Annotated in this window: 17 protein-coding genes, 1 tRNA gene and 2 pseudogenes; 9 read left to right on the top strand and 11 right to left on the bottom strand. The window is 55.1% G+C overall.

Annotated elements, in window-relative coordinates; all coding sequences use genetic code 11:
- Positions 1 to 2: 2 nt before the first annotated feature.
- On the bottom strand, positions 3 to 1346 hold the full coding sequence (locus ABLN87_RS13845) for a Na(+)-translocating NADH-quinone reductase subunit A (RefSeq protein WP_353011380.1): 1344 nt from the start codon (positions 1344 to 1346) through the stop codon (positions 3 to 5).
- A gap of 295 nt (positions 1347 to 1641) precedes the next feature.
- Here ABLN87_RS13845 and ABLN87_RS13840 point away from each other — a divergent pair, with 295 nt between their 5' ends.
- From ABLN87_RS13840 to ABLN87_RS13830, 3 genes and pseudogenes are all read left to right on the top strand, one after another.
- Positions 1642 to 2757 carry a THUMP domain-containing class I SAM-dependent RNA methyltransferase gene (locus ABLN87_RS13840; protein ID WP_353011113.1) on the top strand — a complete coding sequence of 372 codons (1116 nt, stop codon included), beginning with the start codon at positions 1642 to 1644 and terminating at the stop codon, positions 2755 to 2757.
- Between the two features lie 73 nt (positions 2758 to 2830).
- Positions 2831 to 2907 (top strand) — tRNA-Pro (locus ABLN87_RS13835).
- Between the two features lie 706 nt (positions 2908 to 3613).
- A pseudogene (locus ABLN87_RS13830) lies at positions 3614 to 3910 on the top strand (transposase); the annotation flags it as partial.
- A 359-nt stretch (positions 3911 to 4269) separates the two neighbouring features.
- On the opposite strand, the gene ABLN87_RS13825 reads toward ABLN87_RS13830, so the two are convergent.
- Positions 4270 to 5019, bottom strand: coding sequence for a hypothetical protein (locus ABLN87_RS13825; RefSeq protein ID WP_353011111.1), 750 nt, complete (start codon positions 5017 to 5019; stop codon positions 4270 to 4272).
- A gap of 86 nt (positions 5020 to 5105) precedes the next feature.
- On the opposite strand from ABLN87_RS13825, the gene ABLN87_RS13820 reads away from it, so the two are divergent.
- The 3 genes from ABLN87_RS13820 to ABLN87_RS13810 all read left to right on the top strand — a co-directional run bounded on the left by ABLN87_RS13820 (position 5106) and on the right by ABLN87_RS13810 (position 7124).
- Positions 5106 to 5651, top strand: coding sequence for a MarR family winged helix-turn-helix transcriptional regulator (locus ABLN87_RS13820; RefSeq protein ID WP_353011110.1), 546 nt, complete (start codon positions 5106 to 5108; stop codon positions 5649 to 5651).
- Positions 5648 to 6346: an MOSC domain-containing protein gene (locus tag ABLN87_RS13815; protein ID WP_353011108.1), complete on the top strand. Its 699-nt coding sequence runs from the start codon at positions 5648 to 5650 to the stop codon at positions 6344 to 6346. Before ABLN87_RS13820 ends, ABLN87_RS13815 begins: the two co-directional genes overlap by 4 nt.
- Positions 6347 to 6959: 613 nt before the next feature.
- Positions 6960 to 7124 (top strand): hypothetical protein, encoded by a 165-nt coding sequence (locus ABLN87_RS13810; RefSeq protein WP_353011106.1) that lies wholly within the window; start codon positions 6960 to 6962, stop codon positions 7122 to 7124.
- Between the two features lie 13 nt (positions 7125 to 7137).
- Here the strand turns inward: ABLN87_RS13810 and ABLN87_RS13805 are convergent, their stop codons facing one another.
- Entirely contained in the window at positions 7138 to 9885 is a 2748-nt protein-coding gene (locus ABLN87_RS13805) for a cation-transporting P-type ATPase (RefSeq protein ID WP_353011104.1), read from the bottom strand.
- A 401-nt stretch (positions 9886 to 10286) separates the two neighbouring features.
- On the opposite strand from ABLN87_RS13805, the gene ABLN87_RS13800 reads away from it, so the two are divergent.
- Positions 10287 to 10664, top strand: coding sequence for a nuclear transport factor 2 family protein (locus tag ABLN87_RS13800; RefSeq protein WP_353011103.1), 378 nt, complete (start codon positions 10287 to 10289; stop codon positions 10662 to 10664).
- A gap of 186 nt (positions 10665 to 10850) precedes the next feature.
- Positions 10851 to 12644, top strand: a complete 1794-nt coding sequence (locus ABLN87_RS13795; RefSeq protein WP_353011101.1) for a PHA/PHB synthase family protein — start codon at positions 10851 to 10853, stop codon at positions 12642 to 12644.
- Between the two features lie 162 nt (positions 12645 to 12806).
- Here ABLN87_RS13795 and ABLN87_RS13790 read toward each other — a convergent pair whose 3' ends face one another.
- The 4 genes from ABLN87_RS13790 to ABLN87_RS13775 all read right to left on the bottom strand — a co-directional run bounded on the left by ABLN87_RS13790 (position 12807) and on the right by ABLN87_RS13775 (position 18192).
- Entirely contained in the window at positions 12807 to 13235 is a 429-nt protein-coding gene (locus tag ABLN87_RS13790) for a phasin family protein (protein WP_353011100.1), read from the bottom strand.
- 143 nt (positions 13236 to 13378) lie between these two features.
- On the bottom strand, positions 13379 to 14503 hold the full coding sequence (locus ABLN87_RS13785; RefSeq protein ID WP_353011098.1) for an ABC transporter permease: 1125 nt from the start codon (positions 14501 to 14503) through the stop codon (positions 13379 to 13381).
- Complete coding sequence (gene rbbA, locus ABLN87_RS13780) at positions 14504 to 17200, bottom strand: ribosome-associated ATPase/putative transporter RbbA (protein ID WP_353011096.1); 2697 nt, start codon at positions 17198 to 17200, stop codon at positions 14504 to 14506.
- Positions 17197 to 18192, bottom strand: a complete 996-nt coding sequence (locus ABLN87_RS13775) for an HlyD family secretion protein (protein ID WP_353011094.1) — start codon at positions 18190 to 18192, stop codon at positions 17197 to 17199. The genes rbbA and ABLN87_RS13775 overlap by 4 nt, the downstream gene beginning before the upstream one ends.
- 230 nt (positions 18193 to 18422) lie before the next feature.
- On the opposite strand from ABLN87_RS13775, the gene ABLN87_RS13770 reads away from it, so the two are divergent.
- Positions 18423 to 19409 (top strand): zinc-dependent alcohol dehydrogenase family protein, encoded by a 987-nt coding sequence (locus tag ABLN87_RS13770; RefSeq protein WP_353011093.1) that lies wholly within the window; start codon positions 18423 to 18425, stop codon positions 19407 to 19409.
- Between the two features lie 364 nt (positions 19410 to 19773).
- Here ABLN87_RS13770 and ABLN87_RS13765 read toward each other — a convergent pair whose 3' ends face one another.
- The 4 genes and pseudogenes from ABLN87_RS13765 to ABLN87_RS13750 all read right to left on the bottom strand — a co-directional run.
- Positions 19774 to 20397: a class I SAM-dependent methyltransferase gene (locus ABLN87_RS13765; RefSeq protein WP_353011091.1), complete on the bottom strand. Its 624-nt coding sequence runs from the start codon at positions 20395 to 20397 to the stop codon at positions 19774 to 19776.
- Between the two features lie 9 nt (positions 20398 to 20406).
- Positions 20407 to 21153, bottom strand: a complete 747-nt coding sequence (gene pssA / locus ABLN87_RS13760; protein ID WP_353011089.1) for a CDP-diacylglycerol--serine O-phosphatidyltransferase — start codon at positions 21151 to 21153, stop codon at positions 20407 to 20409.
- 8 nt (positions 21154 to 21161) lie between these two features.
- Complete coding sequence (locus tag ABLN87_RS13755; protein ID WP_353011087.1) at positions 21162 to 21839, bottom strand: phosphatidylserine decarboxylase; 678 nt, start codon at positions 21837 to 21839, stop codon at positions 21162 to 21164.
- A 150-nt stretch (positions 21840 to 21989) separates the two neighbouring features.
- Positions 21990 to 22077, bottom strand: a pseudogene (locus ABLN87_RS13750) (IS5/IS1182 family transposase); the annotation flags it as partial.

The raw sequence follows: 22077 nt of genomic DNA, 5'->3' as shown, positions 1-22077 counted from the left end.
GCTCAGCCCTCCTTTTCAATCTTTGCAAGGCAGTCGCGCAGCGCCAGCCCATATTCATATTTCGCCGGACAGGCAAAGCCCACAAGGCCCAGATCTTCTTCGTCCAGCTCCAGTGCACCCAGTGCCTGAGCGGTATCGGTGTCCATCACCAACAGCGCGCGCAGCAACTGCGTCGGCAGGTAATCTTGCGGCATCAGCCGTTCGAACACGCCGGTCGGCACCATCGCGCGACGACCCCCATTCAGGTTCGACGTCAACGGAAACAGCTTCTTAGACAAAGCGGACCCGAGCACGGGCTGGACCGAATACTTCGATGGCATCGGACGAATCCATCCCAGCGGAATCTGGTCGTGATCCTCGCGAATGATCGAAAGCTGCCGCGCGAACCGACCCAGATAGGCGGTCGGCCCTTCGGCCTGTGTCCCCGACAGGATCGAGCCCGAGATAATCCGGGGCGTGCCATCGACATTAACCTCATCGCGGGTCAGATCATCAGTCGATGCACCCATCACGGTGCGGATCAGACGTGGCTGCCGCGCACCGGGACCGCAAAGCGCGATGACGATATTCGGGTCCAGATGCCCGGTCTGCACCAAACGACCGATGGCAATCACGTCCTGATACCCGATGGTCCAGACCTGTTTGTCGCCCGCCAGCGGCTCAAGAAAGTGGATATGCGTACCGGCCAGGCCCGCCGGATGCGGGCCTGCAAAGGCGGCGGCCTCGACACCGGGCACATCCGCACCGGGGACGCTGTCGCCGTCCTTGTGGCACAGATACGTCTTGCCTTCGGTCAGTGTTGCGATGGCCGCAAGGCCTGCAGCAAACGCATCCCCTGCATCTGCGATGATCACTGCGGCATCCCCGGCCAAAGGCTCGGACTCCATCGCGGTGACAAAGATAGCCGCTGGCTTGGTGCCCGGTGCTGGCATCTTGGAATAGGGTCGTGTTCGGAACGCGCTCCACAGACCAGCCGCACATAGCTTCTGGGTCACACCCTCGGCGGTATCCGCATCGCCAAAGCCCGAGAAATCGACACCTGTATCATTGGCGTCCGACACCTCGATCACCACGCTTTGCAGCACGCGCCGCGCGCCCCGGTTAATGGCCACGACCTTGCCGGTCAACGGCGCCACCATCATCGCCTCGGGCGCATCCTTGTGACAGAACAAAGGTGTGCCACGTTGAACCGCATCGCCTTCCTGCACCAGCATCTTTGGCTTGAGGCCCAGATAGTCTGCGCCCAGCGCAGCCACGGTTTTGAACTCCGGCCCTGGATGGATTTTCTGCTCAGGTGCACCCTGAACCGGCAATTCCATCCCTTTTTTCAGTTTGAAAGTTTGCATGTCGCTACGGTCTTCCAAGCCTCTTTTCCTGCGCCGACTATCCTGCCCGCGTGTCCGGGATCAAGATAGCGCGAACCGCATCATTCAGAGGGACAAATGCGCCAAATCCCCTCTGAAATCCGCCGGTATTCCTTCAATCAGGGACCCTTTACGCGCGCCGGGCACGAAACGCAAACCTGTTACCGCCGAAAAACCCGACAACCGCTTCACTTTCTGCTCAGTCCACCAATTCAAGGGCAATCTAGCACAAAAAAACCGTATCGCGCCCGATTTGTATCCGGTGTAAGCAACCCTCATGAAAACACCCGGTATGTTCGAATTTTTCCTAGTGGCCACCCCAGGCTTGGAGGCACCGCTTTGCGAAGAAGCGGTCGAGAACGGATTCGAGAATGCCCATCGCGTTGCGGGTGGTGTGAGCTGCAGGGGAGACTGGGCCGAGGTCTGGCGTGCCAATCTTTCCTTACGCGGCGCCAACAAGGTTCTGGTGCGCATCGGCAGTTTCCCAGCGGTTCATCTTGCACAGCTGGACAAACGGGCACGCAAATTCCCCTGGGCCGAGTTCCTGCGTCCCGACATCCCTGTGAAGGTCGAGGCCACAAGCCGCAAGTCTCGTATCTATCACGCCGGGGCCGCGCGCCAGCGGATCGAACGCGCAATCACCGAGACATTGGGGGCGCCCGTCTCCTCTGACGCTGATCTGCGCATCATGCTGCGGATCGAGAAAGATGTTTGCACCCTGTCGCTGGACACCTCCGGAGAGCCTTTGCACAAACGCGGGCACAAACCCGCAATCGCCAAAGCTCCGATGCGCGAAACCATGGCCGCAATGTTTCTGCGATCCTGCGGTTTTGACGGGTCCGAACCAGTGTTGGACCCGATGTGCGGTTCGGGCACGTTTGTGATCGAAGCGGCAGAAATCGCCCTTGGGCTGCAGCCCGGTCGATTTCGGCGGTTCGCATTCGAGTATCTGGCAGGCTTTGATGCCGCTGCATTTGAAGCGCTGCGTCAAGGCGGCCCAACCACCGAGACATCTCTGATCTTTCGCGGCTCGGACCGCAATGCCGGCGCGGTTGAGGCTGCCAGTGCCAACGCGGCTCAGGCAGGGGTCTCAGATGTCACTCAGTTCGCCCACCGCTCTGTCAGTGACATCAAGCCCATCGGTGATCAGCCCGGCCTTGTGATCGCGAACCCACCCTACGGTGCCCGCATAGGCGACGAGAAACGCCTGCGTGCGCTTTACGGCAGCCTGGGTAAAATCCTGATGTCCCGCTTTCAGGGCTGGCGCGTCGGGATTGTCACCAGCAACCCCTCCCTTGCCCGCGCCACACGCCTGCCCGACCTGTCAGCCGGCCCCGTGGTCGATCATGGCGGCACCAAAGTGAAGCTCTACCAAACCGGTCCCCTGCCCTGAACATACGTCCTGCGCATGTCTCACAATGCCCCTTGCACATCCACCTCACCGCGTATAGACCCCGCGCCACGGTCGGAGTGTAGCTCAGCCTGGTAGAGCACTGTCTTCGGGAGGCAGGGGTCGGAGGTTCGAATCCTCTCACTCCGACCAATATCTTAAGGACATTTACAATAACTTACGTGATTTCTTTCTACCGATTGAATTGGTGCATCAGTTCTGGGCAGCACCCGGGCAGCACGCTCATCTTTTAGTAACATATTCGACCAACGCATATTGAGAACCATCCTCCGACCGAAAGACTTAGTTTTTGGTTGGTCCATGTAAGTAACAAATTTGTTGTGGCGGTTTGTGCTTGGCGATCCCATTCATTTTCCGAACTACTGAGTCAGCAGCGGCTTCTTCACCAGTCAACAAATTAGCCTTGGCCATCGCTTTTGCGGCGTCTCAGCATCGCAGCGGTTTTCAAAGGAGTTTGGCTCCCTATTGTGAACTACCTAGGCCCACGCTGCCATTGAAGCAATCTTACGAGCACCAGCTTTGTGAACGTGAGATTGTCCTCAATCGTCCAGTGCTCAGGCGGGCGTTCCAATACCAATTCGACGTCGCGAAAGTGTGTGCCCTCCGCCATGCATCTGTCGAAGAACTCCCTTGGTGTTTCACCCGGACTAACCATGCGCCGCCTCCTATTTGACGTTCCGTAGATCAGCCTCAAGCTGCGATCCACGCCGAGCCTTCCAGAACTGAAATGGACCGATGTAGACAGCAAAAGAGGATCGATCTATCTCGAAACCTAGGGTCAGGACCCATTGATTTCCGCTTTTCGGCATGATTCATCGTTCGAAAAACGAGTGGTGACATGTCTGACCTTTTCTGGCTGAGCGATGCGCAGATGGCGCGTCTGGAGCCCTATTTCCCCAAGTCCCACGGCAAGCCTCGTGTCGATGACCGGCGTGTGTTGAGTGGGATTATCTTCATCAATCGCAATGGTTTACGGTGGCGAGACGCGCCCAAGGAGTACGGGCCGCACAAGACCCTTCATAACCGTTGGAAACGATGGAGTGACAAAGGCATCTTTGCCCAGATGATGGTCGGTCTGGCAACCCGCTATGACAGGTGCCCAAAGGTATTCCTCTCCGCCATCGCTCTCGCCGCCACTGTCATATTCTGGCTATGAAACAACAACGAGTCCTGACCCTAGTTAGTTTTCCGTTGGTTTCTAACAACACGACGCGGGCGCTCTAATGACAAAGAATACCGGGTGCAAAGGCGGCGATGGGCCGCGTACCGAGCGCAGAAGGCACCCTAAGACCGCTCTAAACTGAATGACTGAATACGCGCTTGGTACTTCAGTGCCAGCCAATTGCTTTTGTCAGCGCAGCGATTGCTGTGGCGAGGAACGTTAGGGGCGTGTCTGCGTTGAACCACTCCGTGACGTCTAATTCGGGTGCTTGCATTTTCTTCGTCCTCAGTTGCAGGCAGCCGCCGTGGGTTCGGCGGCAGCGCAATCGAATACTAGTGAATCTTGCCCGGCAGGCTCAGATCACCAGATGCGACGTCGAAAACATCTGCTACGCATAGCAAGGGCGCATGGATATTCGCGTTAACCCTCAAAGCTGATGTGACGCCGTCATAAGCGACACCATCCAGTTCAACGTCGCTAGCGAAGCCTGCCTTCACCATAATTTCAGGTCCGTCGAACAGCGGTGTGAACCCAGGGCTGTCCAGAAAGATCGGAAATCCAGGCCATGTCGCGGGTAGCTTGGGCGAGGAACCTTCGGGGATGTCACGTACGGCAAGCGCGTTGGGTCCGCACGCTTTGGTCGGGGTCAACACAACCCAGTGGCTGTGCCATTCGATGCCGTCATTGGCCGGGTCTCCGTCGCCGTTTTCGTCAAAAAGCGGTGTGTCATCAAAATCCGGATGACTGGTTGCGGCCATTGCAAGGATACCTGTGCCGCCTTCGAACCCAACGGCCGAAGGGTCCAGAGACGTAGGCCAGACATATGACCAGACATCTGATCCACCGACCTCTCCGGTTGCCACCGGAACCGAGGCGCCAGCCGATCCATTCGTTGTCATGTGAAAAGTGACCGTGTTTCCATTGCGGTGCACGTGTGCGGCCAGAATGTCAAAATCCGCGACTTTGCTAGCGTCAGCAGAAGACATGATCGCGCCCTCTTGATGAATGGCATGGTTCCCATCGGCAAGAGCTGTGCTGCCGATGAGCAGAGCCAAAGTAGAAGTGAGCGTTGAAAGTTTCATGGGTGCCTCCAATTAAACGATAGCGAGTCGCTACTATAATGAGAAATACATTGCAACTATAATTTCGACTCGCTACTAAAAGTGTTATGAACACAGATCATCGCATACGCACACTGATCAACCGTCTGGCCCGGATTTATGCTTCCGAAGGATGGGCGGGAGATTTGAACCCGACTCAGAGGATGGCGCTCGAGTACCTCGCTGAGGCGAACATGTTCTCGCGCTCGCCGTCGCATGTCGCAGAGTACATCGGTACAACCCGTGGAACGATGTCACAGACGCTCAAGGCCTTGGCGCGCAAAGGCTATGTAGAAGAGCACCGCAAAGAACACGATCAGCGGTCGATCTCCTACGAACTCACAAAAGAAGGGGCCGAGATCGTACGTCAGCGAAATCCTGTTGCTCAGGCAATTGGAGATATGCCGTTAGAAAACCAAGCCATGCTTGAGCAGGGGCTGATGCAAGGCCTCAGTCTGGCTTTGGCCGCAAATGGAGGCCGATCGTTCGGCCAATGCAAATCCTGCGCCCATCATGATGTCACGACGGAAAACGGTTTTTGCAAATTGTTGGGTGTTTCATTGGAGCCCGGCGAAAAAGACAAGATCTGCATTGAGCATGAGGAAGCTAGATGAACCATCCAGACCTGTCGGCGACCATTGACGGCATATTCTTCGGAGCAGTCAAAGATCGCTGGAAAAACAAACCGCCATCAGCCATTAAGAAAGATCGGGTGAACGGGCGGCAGTTTGTTAACTCGCTTGGGTTTTCCGGAGACGCACAAGCGGATTTGACCGTGCATGGCGGCAAAGACAAAGCCATCCATCATTATGCTTTTGATCACTATTCGGCGTGGCACGCAGAGGGCCTAATGGCACACGGCACAATGCCAGCGGCGTTTGGCGAGAACATTTCAACAGCGGGACTGACCGAGGAAAACCTCTGCATCGGGGACATCCTGTTACTCGGGACAGCGGTAGTTCAAATTAGCCAGGGGCGGCAGCCGTGCTGGAAACTTGGGCTACATACGGGGCGCAAGGAGATGCCTTACCAGTTTCAGAAGACGGGTCGAACCGGATGGTACTATCGTGTACTTGAGCCTGGCGACGTTGGCGCCGGTGATCGGATCATCTTGGCTGAAAGGCCAAATCCTGATTGGTCTGTGCTGGCTGTGACACGCGCGCGGCTGACCCGTCGTATTCTGCCAGAAGATGCTGAGGTTTTGTCTCAGATGGAAGAACTTGCTGAAGGTTGGCGACGAGCTTTTAGCCGAATGGCTGAAGGCAATGCCAAGGAGGATACATCGACAAGGCTTAGAGGCACCGGATAAGACACCCAACCCGGCGTTCAGTCGTGACGTAGTTTCCTAGAACTTAGAAGTTTTCTCAACTCCATGACGGTCAAATCCGCGTTTGTCAGTCGCTGGGTGGAGCAGGCTGTCTGACGTCAGCGCCAATGGGACAGTTCAAGGTGATTTGATAAGGGAAGGTTTCTGGCCCACCACACCATCGCCGTGGGACGCCACACGTCACATCCGCTCCTAATTGCTATGTGGGCTGTTATGACAGCGATTGCCGTGTGTTCACTTCTATTTGTTTATCTGGTCGAACCGCTAAGACAGCACCGCAGGCCATGGAAAGTGGAGGCGGTACGCAGACTGCCCCTAAACAGTGGGAACTTGTGATCAGTCCTGTTGGCCACGATGGGCTGATCTTCAAGGCGGGCCAGTTCGTCTGGCTGAATGTGGGGAACAGTGTCTTTTTACTGCATGAAAACCCAGTTTCCATAAGTTCCGCCCCGCCCGGAGGACAAGATACTTTTTTATAATCAAAGAGCTCGGAGACTTCATGGGTTAAGGCTGCGTTTCCTGAGGGTCTGGAGGAGGCTCAGGATTATCTCGCTGAAATGCTGCTGAGAACTTTTTTGAACCAGACGAGACCGCCTTGGTCGCCGGCGCGGTGCGTCCCGAAAGCTATGACTACTTTGAAAAAGAAATCATCCGCCATGTCGTTTTGAAGGACCGGAATGTTGATCCGCGAGATGGCACACAGGAGTTTACGGATTGGGCCGCATTGGAAGCATCTGTGACGACGTTCTTGAAAGAGTAGATCTGTCTGCGCACTAGCGAGCCCGATGATTGAACATCTTCTGATGCCGCGCACCCAAGGTGAGGGCGAGTTGTTTCTCCAACTCAAGCAGGACAAACAGCGCGATACCCAAGCCAATAATGAGGAGGCCATCTTTAAGACTGACGGCAGCGGTCCCCAGTACATTCTGAAAACCCGGCACGTAAGTTGCAGCGAGTTGAGCTGCGGAGACGGTGACCACACATGCCCAAACGATGGGCGTGCCTCGAATTGCCTTCCAAGTCAGAGAGGTGCCATAGATGTTGCGTACAAAGAAAAGGTGGAAAATTTCCATTACTACCAATGTGTTTAGCGCCAGCGTTTGCGCCAGCTCCAGCGAATAGCCCTGCTTTTCGGCATAGGTAAAAATGCTGAAGACCCCGGCCAAAAACAGACCGGAGACAAGCATGATATGCCAGACCAACTCGCCGCCCAGGATCGGTGCATCTCGTGGCCGGGGCGGTCGAAGCATTGTGCTTTCTTCGGTCGGCTCAAAAGCGAGTGCAATGCCAAGTGTTACGGCAGTTATGAGATTGATCCACAGTATCTGTATTGGCGAAACGGGCAGTGTAAGTCCCAGCAAAAGTGCGACGATGACAACCAGTGCTTCACCTCCGCTCGTAGGCAGCAGCCAACTGATTACCTTTTTTATGTTGTCAAACACCGTGCGACCTTCGCGTACCGCTGCAGCGATCGTTGCAAAGTTATCATCAGCGAGAACGACATCGGCGGCTTCCTTCGCGGCTTCGGATCCTTTTCTGCCCATGGCAATGCCAACATCAGCGCGTTTCAGCGCTGGTGCGTCATTGACGCCATCGCCCGTCATGGCAACCGTCAGGCCTTGTGCCTGCAGCGCATAGACTAGGCGCAATTTGTGCTCAGGGTTTGTGCGCGCAAAGATATCAGTATGCAGAACTGCCACGGACAATGCGGTGTCGTCCATCTTATCGATCTGTGCACCGCTCAGAGTGTTATGGGCGTGAACCAGACCGATATTCTGACCTATTGCTGCGGCTGTACCGGCGTGATCACCAGTTATCATTTTGACTGCAATTCCTGCGTTCTGACAGGCGGCAATGGCATGTTTCGCTTCTTTACGAGGTGGATCGATTAGGCCAACAAGACCCAGGAAGACCAGATCATCCGAAAAGTCCTGCGGCGTTAGACATGTCTCACCTTCGTGTGCAGGACGGAAGGCGAACGCCAATACCCGGCACCCTGCCGAGGCAAAGCGATCTTCGATCGCGGACCATGTTTCGTGGTCAATTGGCTGCGCGCTGCCATCGGCGTCGAGCTGCGTTTCGCAAAGAGACAGCAGCGTCTCGGGCGCGCCTTTGACAAAGACCTTACGTGCTCCGGTCTCACTCTGATCCAGCGTCGCCATAAAACGCCGTTGCGCATCGAAGGGTAGAACATCGCAGCGGTTCCAAGATGCCCGCGCCCCGCCCAATGGGCCCAGGACCTTTGCCGCAAAGGACAAAAGCGCACCCTCCATCGGGTCGCCGTTTACATCCCAAACACCGGATCGTTGTTCAAGCGTCGCGTCGTTGCAGCAGACCGCGACGGTTGCCAAATCCCGCAGGGTCGGCGGCAGCGTCTGTATCGGTTCCGAACCATCGCCCACAATAGCACCGGCGGGATCATAGCCGTCGCCATGAATGTCAAAGCAATGACTTCCAACAGCAACATTGGTCACCACCATTTCGTTGCGGGTCAGGGTGCCGGTCTTGTCTGTACAGATGACCGAGACCGAGCCAATCGTCTCGATTGCGGGAAGGCGCCGGACAATGGCATTGCGGCGTGCCATGGACTGCACGCCGATCGCCAGCGTGATGGTCAGGACCGCAGGAAGCCCCTCGGGAATTGCCGCAACCGATAGACCAATGACCGCCATGAACAAATCAATGAAACTGTAGTCAGCCACGAAATAGCCGAAAGCCATAAGGGTCGCGGCCACGGCCAGTATGAAAAGTGTAAGCCAGCGCGCAAAGGTATCCATTTGGCGTACCAGCGGCGTTGTGAGTGTCTCGACCTCAGAGATCATCCGGCTAATGCGCCCGATCTCGGTCCGTCCGCCTGTTGCTGTTACGACGCCGCGTCCCTGGCCGGCCGTGATCAACGTGCCACCAAACGCCATGCCGCGCTGGTCGCCAAGCGCTGCATCCGCGTCAGTTGCTATGTCTTCTTTGTCAACGGCGACAGACTCGCCTGTCAGAATAGCTTCTTGTGCCTTCATGCCATGCGCTTCGATCAGACGTATATCGGCAGGGGGCTTGTCACCGGCTTCAAGCAGAATAATGTCGCCGGGAACAACTTCGGCACCATTGATTGTGATCCGCCGCCCATCACGTAAGACTGCAGCCTTTGGGGCAAGCATCTGATGGATCGCATCCATTGCCTTTTCAGCCCGACCCTCTTGCACGAAGCCGATGCAGGCATTGGCCAGAATAACGGCAAGAATGACGACAGTGTCCACCAGATGCCCCAGTAAAAAGGTTATAGCTGCTGACCCGATAAGCACGTAGATCAGAACGTTGTGGAAATGTGCCAGGAACCGCAGGATCACATTTTTCCTTTTTGACGGCGGCGGCTCGTTGCGTCCGAATTTCTCAAGACGCAGTTTGGCTTGTTCTGATGTAAGTCCGGTGGACGTTGTTTGCAGGTCCTTTAGCACATCAGCACTTTCTTGCGTGTGCGACAGGGCCCCAGATGCTTCAGGCAGAACTTTAAGGCGTTCTGGCATTTCAAACTCCGTTTAAGACACGTCTCAGCGATATCGTTGCCGCAGTGAACTTGGGATTGATACGCCCTCGCGGCGATGGCCAAGCCGCACCGTCACGACAGGCTCATGGTTGAGCGACTCCTGTATACGCGGTCCTGCCTTGGGCGTATTTGATGTGGTTCAAATCAACGATGCGGGAATAGCGCGTGCGCGTTTTTATAGCTTCCATTGCGCAATTCGCATTGCGTGCGTTGTGTCGCAATGCGGTGACGTTCCGGCTCCAAAGGCATCCTTCGGTTCCATCGCGTGAATGGGGGCGCAGGCCGTACAATCAGAGGATCAGAGCGGTTCCATTTTTGATCTTTGTCAAGGTTGAACGCAGTGAACAGAGGTACTGTCATCAACACAACAGGAGGTCTTGCATGGAAGCGCTAGTCAAAATAGGCCGGGCATTTGTTCAGGCGATGCGTGATCGCAAAGGCTTAATAAGCGTTGACGCGATGTACGCTGAAAACGCTCAATCCGTAGAGGCGGTTGTGCCTCCGGTACGGCAGTTTCGGATTGCAAAGGGACGGGACGCCATCAAGGCGAAGCGAGAAGACTGGCTGAAAACGCATGAAATCTTGGAACTTCATGCCGACGGCCCCTATGTTCATCCCCCCAATCGCTTTGGGGTGCGTTTCAATGCCGAAGTCGTGCAGAAAGACACGGGACAAAGCATGACTCTTAGCGAGATTGCCATTTATTCCGTTGAGGAAGGCAAGATTGTGCTGGAAGAGTTCTTTATGCTGCCGAAATAGAGAAAGATGCATAGCAATGCGGTTTGCCAAACGCTTGCTGCTACTGCAGGAGGGGGCGCAGCCTCCGTGCGGCGGCAACAAATATTTCCAATGAAGAAGGGCGGTTGCCTGGTCGCTCAGGGTCTGGTGGCCGCGAAGGTTTAGGATCGCAGCTTCATAGAACTTTGCCCAGACTGGAGAACCCAGATGACAGAAGTATCTCCTAACAAGCTGAATGCTAAAGGCAAGATTCCTGCGGCAGACACTGGGCAGAATAACCCCCGACACCCCTATGAGAAACTTGACCGCGCTACGCGTGCGGCGCTTGCCCGTGCCACCGCCGGTGTATCGCCGCATTCGATTATGGCCACTTGGATGGATTGGGCCCTGCATCTGGGTCGTTCCCCCGGGCGCCAGCTTGAACTGACAGAGCGCGCCGCGCGCGATACCGCAAAACTCTGGGTTTATGCCTGCGAGATGGCGATTGGAGCAAAAGCTGCTCCGCCGTTTCAGCCACGCAAGCAAGACCACCGCTTCAGTGCACCCGGCTGGCAGAAGGTGCCATTTTCGCTATGGCAGCAAGCTTTTCTGAGCGCACAGGACTGGTGGCAGGCAGCAACGGACGAAATGCCGGGCATCGCGCCGCGCGACGCGGAACGAGCTCAGTTTCAGATCCGCCAGGCCCTTGATCTTATCTCCCCGTCTAATTTCCCGTGGTCAAACCCGGAAATCATCAACCGCACCTTCCAGACAGGTGGTCGCAATTTGATAGAGGGCAGCACTCATTTCCTTGAAGATGTTGCCCATACCATAACGCAACAACACGAACCTGCCCCTCAGGGTTATAAAGTCGGCAAAGACCTTGCGGCGACTCCCGGCAGGGTCGTTTTTCGAAACGATCTGTTCGAGCTGATTCAATACACGCCACGCACCAAGAGCGTACAGGCGGAACCTATCCTTTTTATACCTGCCTGGATCATGAAGTACTATGTGCTCGACCTTTCTCCGGAAAACTCCATGGTGCGTTACCTGGTCGAGCAAGGCTTTACCGTGTTCATGATGTCCTGGGTCAATCCGACGGCTGATCAGGCTGATCTCAGCCTCGAGGATTATCGCCTGAACGGCGTTATGGCCGCGATCGACGCCGTCGAAAAAACTGTGCCGGGCCAAAAGATACACGCCAATGGATATTGCCTTGGCGGTACACTTCTGGCGATTGCAGCTGCGGTGATGCAACGTGATGGCGATGACCGGCTTGCCAGCATCACACTCATGGCAGCGCAGGTTGATTTTGCCGAGGCCGGTGAGCTTTTGCTGTTTATCGACGACAGCCAAGTCGCTTTTGTCGAAGACCTGATGTGGTTGCAGGGATGTTTGGACCGCCCCCAGATGTCCCGGACTTTTACAACTATCCGCGCCGAAGACCTGATCTATGCGCGGGCAGTGCGGCGCTATTTTTTGGGTGAAGACGATCTTCCAACAGATCTGACCGTTTGGAACAATGATACAACCCGGATGCCTGCGCGGATGCATTCCGAGTATCTGCGCGGACTGTTCTTGGAAAACCGGCTGAGCGCTGGACGGTTCGCCGTCGAAGGACGGGTTGTCGCGCTTAAGGACATACGCGTTCCCATGTTTGTGGTCGGAACGGAATCGGATCACATTGCTCCATGGCGCTCAGTTTATAAGATACGGCTTTTTACTGACGGGGATCTGACCTTCGTGCTGACCAATGGCGGTCACAATGGCGGTATCCTGAGCGAGCCGGGGCACAAGCATCGCCACTATCGTCAGGGCCACAGACCGGCGGACGCGCTGTATACCTCACCAGATGATTGGCTGGAAGCGACGGAAATAAGACAAGGGTCCTGGTGGCCCGCGATGGCGGATTGGATAAAAAGCCTTTCGTCAGGTGAAACTGCGCCCCCGCCGATGAGTGGGAAACAAAAGGGCGTCGAAAAACTGCCTAAAGCGCCGGGCACTTACATTCATCAGACCTGAATGTTAGGTCGCTGCTTTGCACGATCAATCACGTGTGGATAAACACGCAATACTGCGAAAGCGCTATCGCAATAGTGGTCACTCAGCTTGGCAAGCGACACGTGAAGGGTCACATGGCACCAGTCTGTCAAAGACAGGCGCATCACTCGGGTTAAATGGGTTCTAGCTTTTGGATTTGCCCGCAGCCTTGAAGGCAGCTTCCATGCTTTCGCCGATGGCGTCTGCCTCTGTTTCGCTTACGTGTTTTGCACAGCGTGACACCATGTCGAACCACTCACGTGCATCTTCCACCATTCGTTCCATGGAATGACGTTGCCATTCGGCGACGGCCTGCATCGTTTTGGCCGGATCTGGACTGTCGCCAGTCGTGGTTTCCCGGGCTGTTTGCAGCGCAGTGCGTGCAGCTTCGTGGCGGCGTTTGAACCAGAGACGGGAGTATTCTTCCGCCTCGCTCAGCAGATGGTCCTGCGCTTTCCAAAACTGTTCGATCTGCGGTGCAACCACCGGGTTCATGGACATCACGCCACGCATGGATTTCAACACGTCCATCAGGGCTTCCTGTGTCTCGGATTTGACTGATTTTGTGGGCATTTGAACTCTCCCTAGAAAGAAGACAGTGAGCCAATTTTACCATGCCCTCAGGCGCATTCACATTAACCGAGATCAAATTCGCGAAGTATTTGCGCGCTGTCGTTACCAATATGCCTGAGGACGGCATATGCGACCGGTTCATATCAGCTCATCCGAGCGACCGACCTTCGGAACATAAACAGGCTTGTCATTAACAATGCCAAACCCAACACAGTCATCCAAACGAATTCCGGCCAGACCGTTTCAACACCAGCACCTTTGAAAACGATTGCTTGGCTGGCTGACATATAGTGGCGGGACGGCAGAAACAGCGTTCCGGTTTGCAGCCAGGCTGGTTGCCCTTCGACAGGTGTTTCCCCTCCGGACAGCATAAGCATTGGCAGGACAATCAGCATGACCAGGAGCGCAAACTGTGCCATCGAGCGTGCAATCGTAGCCAAAAAGACCCCAAGCGCTGTGGCTGTAAACAGAAACAGCGCCGTTCCACAAAGAAACAGTGTTTTTGATCCGGCAATTTGAATATCCAGCGAGCCCTGCATTACGAAAGTCAACGATAACCCGGCAGCGATCAAGACAACGGCGGCATTGGCCCAGATCTTGGCCATCGCGATGTCGAGCGGCGTTAGGGGCATGGCCAGCAGATGCTCAATTGTTCCGTGCTCTCTCTCCCGGATCATAGCGGCACCCGTCAGGATGGTCGTGAGCCACATGATCTGACCGATCAGTGCAACAATGCCTGCAAAACGCACCGTATCTCTGTTTTGGTTGAAGGCGCTTCTTAGTATGACATTGACTAAGGGGGGATCCACTAGATCGACCCCGATTGCAAAGCGATGGATCTCGGCGCTCAGAATATTGGTGATGTAGTTGGCGCCGATACCTGCCTGCTCCATGGCCGTCGCGTCTATCAGAACCTGAATCTCTGGCGTGTGCCTGGCACGCAGGTCTCTTTCGAACCCCGGCGGAATGGCGACAATAAAGATAAACCGCCCGGCATCCATATGCTTTGGGCCAGTCCCCGGTTCAATTTGCACGACCGGTTGAAACTCCGGCGGGAAAAACGCGGTAGCAAGGGTGCGCGACAATGGAGAGTTGTCCTCATCTGCAAATGCGATCGAGGCGTTGTTCACCGAGCTTGCAACGCCTGTTGCCTCCATGATCGGAGCCAGCGTGAACGACCAGACCAGCAAGGCCATCATCACCCAATCGCGGCGCAGGCTCATTATTTCCTTAAGCCCTAGCCAGAATATGCAATAGAGGCGTTGCACTCACTTCTCCTGCGCACGGAGGCAAAGGGCGGCGATTAGTGTCAGTATCGGTCCGAAACAGGCAAGCGCCAGAATGTCGGGTGCAAGAGATTCCCAACCCAATCCTTTGGTGAACGCGCCGACGTTCAAATGCAGAAAGTAAGAAGACGGCCAGAGCGAACCGATGAGCTGCGCGCCCCCTTCCAATGTGGAAACAGGTTGCAATAGGCCTGAGAACTGGATGGTCGGCACAACCGAAGCGATGGCTGTCGCAAATGTTGCCGCTACCTGACTGGATGTCATTGTGGCAATCAGCAATCCGTAGGATGTCGTTGCCCAGACATATAAAAACGCACCAACAGCCAGCGCAATGGGGTCACCTTTGAGCGGCACGCCGAAGACGAAGATGGTCATCGCTGCCAGAAGCAGAAAGTTCGCGAAAGCAATTACAATGTAGGGGATTTGCTTACCGATCAGGAATTCGAGGCGAGTCGTCGGCGTTACGTAGAAGTTCACCACAGATCCCAGCTCGCGCTCACGCGCGACGCTGACCGCTGTCAAGACGGCCGGCAACATGATAAGCAGAATCGCCGGCATGGCCGGGGCCATTGCTGCAATGCTCTCAAAACTCTGATTGTAGCGAAATCGTGGTTGAATCCGGGCAATCTCGACGTCACGTTGCCCGGTGTTACGGGCGTATTCATCCAGAAAGTTCTGATGCAGCCCCGTGACATATCCTTCAACCGTCTCGCCCTTGAACGGAATGGCACCATCGACTGTCGCGAGGACCTGTGTCAGCTCTCCTGTGCGCAGCTTACGGCCAAAGTCTGGTGGCAACTCTATGACCAGTGAAACGTCTCCAGCCTTTAGCCGGTTGCGCCCTTCCACAGCGCTGTTCAAGGGGGGCGTGGGTTTGAAGTAGGACGACCCCGCGAACTCAGTCGCATAAGCCCGGCTTTCAGGACCCTGAGAAAGGTCCAGGACCGCAAAATCCAGTTCTTCAATGTCCAGCGTAATGCCAAAGCAGAAAACTAACATCAAAATGGCAGACCCTAGAAACGCAAAGGCAAGGCGAACAGGATCACGCGCCACTTCGACGGCCTCGCGTCGTGTATAAGCCAGTGCACGCCCGACACTTCCGCCCTCATGTTTAGAGCTGGTCGCTACATCAACTTTCGGCGCTGCAACCGGCGCTGGTTTTTCCGCCGCCTCTAGAATTGAGATGAAAGCCTCCTCAAGGCTGTCTGCACCTTCGGCGGCGATCAGTTCGGCTGGTGCGCCTTCGGCCAAGACCTGGCCTGCATGCATGAACGAAACCCGGTCACATCGTTCTGCCTCTGCCATAAAGTGGGTGGAGACAAAGATCGTTACCGCGTCTTTTCGCGACAATTCAACGAGCAATGCCCAAAACGTATCTCGTGCTTCGGGGTCCACTCCGGAGGTCGGCTCATCCAAAATCAGCACGCGCGGGCGATGGATGATTGCAACAGCCAGAGATAGGCGCTGTTTGATCCCAAGGGGCAAATTGGCCGCCAAAGTATCACGATGTGCGGCCAGTCCGAAGCGTTCCGTCAACTCCGAAATACGCGCGTCACGGTCACGGATCGCAAAAATGCGGGCATGCAGCTGCAGGTTCTGGTGAACAGACAATTCGCCGTATAATGAGAAAGCCTGGCTCATATACCCAATATCGCTGCGCACTTTTCGATCCCGGGCGTCAACGGGTTTGCCGAACAGCAATGCTTCACCTGAGCTGGCAGGCAGCAAACCGGTCAGCATTTTCATTGTTGTGGATTTGCCGCAGCCGTTTGATCCCAGAAACCCGAAAATCTCTCCGCGATTGATTGAAAAGTCGACGTTGTTCACGGCGGTGAAATCGCCAAAGCGCCGTGTCAGCCCGCGAGCAGTGATCACCGGATCCGTGTCGATCTGTCGAACGATTGTTTGATCCGGCTCTGAACCAGACGCCCCGTCGGCCCGCAAGCGTCGGTATGCGGTTTCGAAGTCCTTATCGTCGCACTTCAATTCGGCTGGTTTGCCCTGAAAGATGACGCGACCTGCGTCCATGGCAATGATTTGGTCAAAGCCTTCGGCCTCCTCCATATAGGCCGTTGAAACCAGAACAGAGAGCTTAGGGTTTTCCGCTCGGATCGCGCTGATCAATGCCCAGAACTGTTGACGTGACAACGGATCGACCCCGGTTGTCGGTTCATCCAGAACCAGAAGCTTGGGGTCATGAATCAATGCGCAGCACAGGCCCAGCTTCTGTTTCATCCCGCCCGAGAGTTTGCCCATCAAGCGATCCTCAAAAGGCGCAAGCCCCGTCGCCGATAGCAACGCGGCGATCCGTATATCACGTTCATCGTGTCCCTGGCTGAATAGGCCCGAGAAGAATTCCAAGTTTTCGCGTACCGACAGTTCTGAGTAGAGGTTCCGACCCAAACCTTGCGGCATGAATGCGATCGCGGGACATATACGTCGACGATGAGCGGGCTCATCAATCGCACCACCAAGTACATTGATAGATCCAGACTGCAGTTTCTTTGCCCCGGTAATCAAGCCAAGCAAAGTGGATTTGCCGACGCCATCTGGGCCGATGAAGCCAATTAGCTTCCCGGTCGGAAGATCCAGCGATACCGTGTCCAACGCGATGAGTTTTCCGTACCTATGCGTGACCCCGGCGATGCGGAATGTCGGCTCGGTGGCAGCAGAGCTCATTCGAATAACTCTTCTGGGATTGGTTGCTCGAGCGCCTCAGGCCAAGCGCTGCCATTATCGATCCGGATTACGGCGACACCGCGAAGACCTGTTTTTACATGTTCGATCCGGCTTTCAACCAAGTCCTCTGGGATTCGGACGCGGACACGAAAGACCAGTTGCTCGCGTTCATCCAGAGTCTCGACCTGTTTGGGTGTGAACTGCGCCTCGGGAGAGACAAAGCTGACATAGGCAGGTATCGCATATTCCGGCAAAGCATCGAGCACGATGCGGGCCTCGGCGCCAATGGGCAGAAGCCCGGCTTCGCGCGCGGGAAGAAAAACTTCCATATATACATTCTCAAGGCTGAGAAGTGTCAGGATAGGTTCGCCGGCACCAACGACCTCGCCGGGCTCGGCCAGTCGATAGAGAACACGTCCAGGCATCGGTGCCAGCAAAGAACTGTCTTCAATCTGTGCTTCGATTCGGCGTACTTCCGCCTCAGCGGCGGCAATCCTACTTTCCGCGGTTGCAACGCGTGCCTTGGCGGCACCCAAAACTGCGGTGGCAACTTGATGGATGGTTTCGCGTTCTTCAAAAACGGTTTCAGAGATGTTTTGCCCCGTCAGGAGTGCTTTTGCGCGTTCGAGTTCTTGGGCGGCACGGCGTTGCTCACTTTGCCGTTGCAAAACCAGCGCCTCTGCCTCTGCCCGCGTTTGAAGCGCAAGAGCGACCTCTGCCTTGGCCCGATCCAGCGCAGCGGATAGCTCATCTATATCCATCTCTGCCAGGACATCACCAATGGCAACCATGGCGCCTTCAGCCGCGAGGACATTCTCGACACGACCAGCAATAGTGGGTGCGATCTCTACCTGCTCTGCTTCTATCCGCCCATTTCCTTGAACGAATCCATCCGGCAATTGGTCATTGCTGTTTGAGACAATGGAATACAGCAGCGTACCTGCGATCACGAGCGCAGCCAGTGCCAGATAAACAAATGAGTACTTCTTCATGAATTCGGCACGATTTTGTTGAGTTCGACGTTGAGTCTATTGGGCGACCGGGCCGAGGGCCTTGCGTTGGATCAAGCCAAGCTCTCATCGCCGCGTGCTACAATAACCTTAGTCCGAGAGGCGGTTCCACGTCAGTGCTTGTGTGGATCGGTAATAGTCTGGTTTCTAACTAATTCGAAACATGGGGGCTTTCGAATGTGATCGAACGGTCCCTTACAAGGAACAGTATCATGACACTTGCAATGGTTTTAAGGGGTCATAGTTGCTCACTTCATCCTGAAAACATTGATATCCCGCCTCCAGGCAAACATGAAATTCTGATCAAGATTGAAGCCTGTGGTGTCTGTCGGACTGATCTGCACGTGATGGATGGTGACCTGAAACACCCTAAACTTCCGTTGGTTCCGGGGCATGAAGTTGTCGGAAGGATCCTCGAAAAAGGTGGTTCTGTTACCGGTTTAAAGACCGGACAGCGGGTCGGCGTACCTTGGCTGGGATCCACGTGTGGACAGTGTCGGTACTGCCAAAATGAACAGGAAAACCTCTGCGATGCGCCAGTCTTTACAGGATATACGCGAAACGGGGGTTTCGCCGAAGCGTGCCTGGCCGATACGCGATATGTCTTTGCGCTGCCGGAAACAGCTGACCCGGTTGCGCTCGCGCCATTATTGTGCGCTGGGCTTATTGGATTTCGCTGTCTGCGAATGGCAGAAGACGCAAAGGACATCGGGTTTTACGGATTTGGAGCGGCCGCGCATATCCTCGCGCAACTTGCGATCTGGCAGGGCCGCAGCGTTTACGCACTTACCCGGCCAGGCGATATCGAGGCACAGGCCTTTGCCCGTGATCTGGGGGCGACGTGGGCCAGCGGTTCCGATGAACAGCCGCCAGTGGAGTTGGACGCCGCGATCATTTTTGCACCAGTAGGGTCACTTGTGCCAACAGCTTTACGCGCTGTGCGAAAGGGTGGGCGTGTCGTTTGCGGCGGTATTCACATGAGCGACATTCCAACCTTCCCCTACAGTGATCTGTGGGGCGAACGCTATATTCTGTCTGTCGCAAACCTCACCCGGCAAGATGGCGAAGAGTTTTTCGCCATTGTCGAAAAAGCTGATATCAAGACCCGGACACAAGTCTATGATTTGAAAGATGCCAACAAAGCGCTGGCTGACTTGCGCGCGGGTCGATTGCAGGGGGCAGCGGTACTAGTTCCCTAGCCCATTTTGACACTTCAAAAACAGGTCACCAAAACCAAAATGCTGCTTTTCTGCATTGACCACTGACAATGCAAAAAAATCCGCGATCAATGTACGCCAATCATTGTACAACAAGCCCGGGATAGTTTTGTGAAACGAGTAATACTGCCCTTACCACTAGCAGGAATGGGGTGCTCTTCGGATACCGCGAAATCGGGTCGTATGGCATTCCTTGAGTCGTTTGCATCGTGCCATGGAGTTGGTGGTCTTAGGGGCGCACCTGCAGCTTCCGCGCTTGATGCGAAACCCGCAGACTTAACAAAAATCGCGGTACGATGTTCTCAGTTCCCTTGTTGTTGCCGCTCCAAGTTCTTTATCAAGTCCGTTAAACAACCGCTGATTTTCTCAAAACCAGAAAAGTCATCATCCCCAACGGCGGAAGTGGCTTTTGTTCTTCGACGGTCAATGCATCCTCTTGCAATATTGTGCCAATCTCGAAATCAGAATGCCAACCGATTGTATTCGCCAGCGGGGCAAAGACGCGTTCAAGTGAGGCGAGCACCCCCCGCTCTCGTTGGAAATGGTTTGTGATCACCACTTTTCCACCTGGTTTACAGACCCTCGCAATTTCTGCCATCACCCTTTCCGGTTCTGGAACCACAGACAGCACATGCATTGCTGCAATCTTATCAAAACTGTTGTCCGGAAAATCGAGCGTTCGGGCATCCATTTGCCTTAGCTCTGTGACATGGTTTAGCGACAAATCTCTTACTTTGTCGCGGGCCTTTTGCAACATTTCTTCGCTGAAATCGATACCAGTAACCCGCGTCTCGGGTGTATAGTGTTCAAGGGACAGGCCGGTTCCTACACCAACCTCCAATACCTTTCCTGGGCGTCTGTTGATATATTCCACCGCGTGCCGCCGACCGGTGTTGGTAATGGCCCCAAACGTCTTATCATAAACGGGTGCCCAGCGAGCGTAGGAGGTTTGAACGGCCTTGATGTCCATATCATATCCTTAACGGTTAGAAGGTGTTTCCCTGTCAAGCCACGCCCAAGCAACCATTCCTACATACCCGACACAAAGCGCGATCAGCGTGGCCCAGGCAAAGGTCAGCAGCGCGGCGCCAACAACAGCAACCCCGATCAGAAAAAACTTTGCGTTCTCGCGTGAGATCCGCGTGGTTTTAAATGACCATGTTGGAATTCGACTGATGAGCAGAAGACCGATGATCACCATGTAGAGGCAAATCGCCATACTAGGCAGCAGTGGTGCGTTCGCAAAAGCGAAAGACAGATACATTGGCAACATGACCAGCAGCGCCCCTGCAGGGGCCGGGATCCCCTCGAAGTAAGCGCTATCATGATCACAGGATTCAGATTTACTGCCCACATTGAATCGGGCTAGGCGCATGACGCAACACACCGCAAAGAACAGAACTGCAAGCCATGCCGCACTGCGTATGTCCTGCAAGGCCCAGAAATAGAGAACGAGCGGCGGGGCCACTCCGAAGTTCAAAAAATCCGCCAGTGAATCGAGCTCTGCGCCTATTTTGCTGTCACTGTTGAGTAAGCGTGCAATGCGTCCGTCTAATCCGTCCAGCACACAGGCCGCGATAATGAGTTGAACCGAAAGCACATAGTTGCCCTGAACGCCAAATCTGATTGCTGACAGGCCCGCGCAAACAGCCGTTATGGTCAGCGCATTGGGTAACAAATGGATCAGCGCAAACCCGGTCTCTTCTTGTTTAGATGGCTTTTCCACTGATCAAGCTACCTATTTTCTTCAGGCGCGGGCAAACTGGCAATGATGGTTTCACCGGCAATCATCGTTTGCCCGACACGCACCTGGGGGTCCACGCCTTCTGGAAGATAGACATCCAGCCGAGAACCGAAACGGATCAACCCAAACCGTTCTCCGGTTTGAAGTGTATCTCCCGGCTTCACGAAGCAGACGATCCGCCTGGCCACCAGACCGGCAATTTGCACAACAGCCAGATTCTGACCGTTCCTCATATGAATACGCAGACCGTTGCGTTCGTTGTCGGCGCTGGCCTTGTCCAGGGACGCGTTCAAAAACTTGCCGGGGCGATAGGCAACGGCGGTTATCTCACCCTCAACCGGCGTTCGGTTCACATGACAGTTAAAGACGCTCATGAACACACTGACACGGGTCAGAGGCGTGTCGGGCATCCCAAGTTCACTCGGCGGTACCGCCTGCTCGATCAGAGAAACCACCCCGTCCGCTGGACTGACGATCAAACCTTCTCCTATGGGGGGCACACGTTCCGGGTCGCGAAAAAAATAGTAACACCAGATTGTTAGGCCGACACCAATCCAACCCAAAATGCCTGACAAGAGAAACAGCCCGACCGTTACAGCGGCAAAGATTGCGACAAATCGAATACCTTCTGGGTGCATCGGTTTGATGAACGTATCGCGCATGCGCATCGCAAGCTTTCCCTTAGGTCAATTAACGGCACTTTCATAAGTGGATTGGTGGGGAACGCAAGTGCGGCGGGTGCAGACGGTGCGTTCTTTGAAATATCTGATGCACACCTGCTGATCGCGGCTGTTTCCTAGGTTCCTGCCTCATAGCCATTAAGTGACGAGTGCTGCGAGTGCGATGGCCGACAGGAAGACCTTGGGGCATCTGTCGTATCGGGTTGCGATGTGCCGCCAGTCCTTC

Origin of the sequence: Ruegeria sp. SCP10 (assembly GCF_040329495.1) — a bacterium.
In the GTDB taxonomy this organism is placed as follows: Bacteria; Pseudomonadota; Alphaproteobacteria; order Rhodobacterales; family Rhodobacteraceae; genus Ruegeria.
This window is presented reverse-complemented; position numbering and strand designations above follow the sequence as displayed.

Bases quoted from the DNA above. Each gene is read 5' to 3' on its own strand.
- ABLN87_RS13840 (WP_353011113.1), top strand. From the start codon at position 1,642: ATGAAAACACCCGGTATGTTCGAATTTTTCCTAGTGGCCACCCCAGGC.
- ABLN87_RS13800 (WP_353011103.1), top strand. From the start codon at position 10,287: ATGGAAGCGCTAGTCAAAATAGGCCGGGCATTTGTTCAGGCGATGCGT.
- ABLN87_RS13795 (WP_353011101.1), top strand. From the start codon at position 10,851: ATGACAGAAGTATCTCCTAACAAGCTGAATGCTAAAGGCAAGATTCCT.
- ABLN87_RS13790 (WP_353011100.1), bottom strand. From the start codon at position 13,235: ATGCCCACAAAATCAGTCAAATCCGAGACACAGGAAGCCCTGATGGAC.
- ABLN87_RS13765 (WP_353011091.1), bottom strand. From the start codon at position 20,397: ATGGACATCAAGGCCGTTCAAACCTCCTACGCTCGCTGGGCACCCGTT.
- ABLN87_RS13820 (WP_353011110.1), top strand. From the start codon at position 5,106: ATGAACACAGATCATCGCATACGCACACTGATCAACCGTCTGGCCCGG.
- ABLN87_RS13805 (WP_353011104.1), bottom strand. From the start codon at position 9,885: ATGCCAGAACGCCTTAAAGTTCTGCCTGAAGCATCTGGGGCCCTGTCG.
- rbbA (WP_353011096.1), bottom strand. From the start codon at position 17,200: ATGAGCTCTGCTGCCACCGAGCCGACATTCCGCATCGCCGGGGTCACG.
- ABLN87_RS13755 (WP_353011087.1), bottom strand. From the start codon at position 21,839: ATGCGCATGCGCGATACGTTCATCAAACCGATGCACCCAGAAGGTATT.
- ABLN87_RS13770 (WP_353011093.1), top strand. From the start codon at position 18,423: ATGACACTTGCAATGGTTTTAAGGGGTCATAGTTGCTCACTTCATCCT.
- ABLN87_RS13825 (WP_353011111.1), bottom strand. From the start codon at position 5,019: ATGAAACTTTCAACGCTCACTTCTACTTTGGCTCTGCTCATCGGCAGC.
- ABLN87_RS13775 (WP_353011094.1), bottom strand. From the start codon at position 18,192: ATGAAGAAGTACTCATTTGTTTATCTGGCACTGGCTGCGCTCGTGATC.
- ABLN87_RS13815 (WP_353011108.1), top strand. From the start codon at position 5,648: ATGAACCATCCAGACCTGTCGGCGACCATTGACGGCATATTCTTCGGA.
- ABLN87_RS13845 (WP_353011380.1), bottom strand. From the start codon at position 1,346: ATGCAAACTTTCAAACTGAAAAAAGGGATGGAATTGCCGGTTCAGGGT.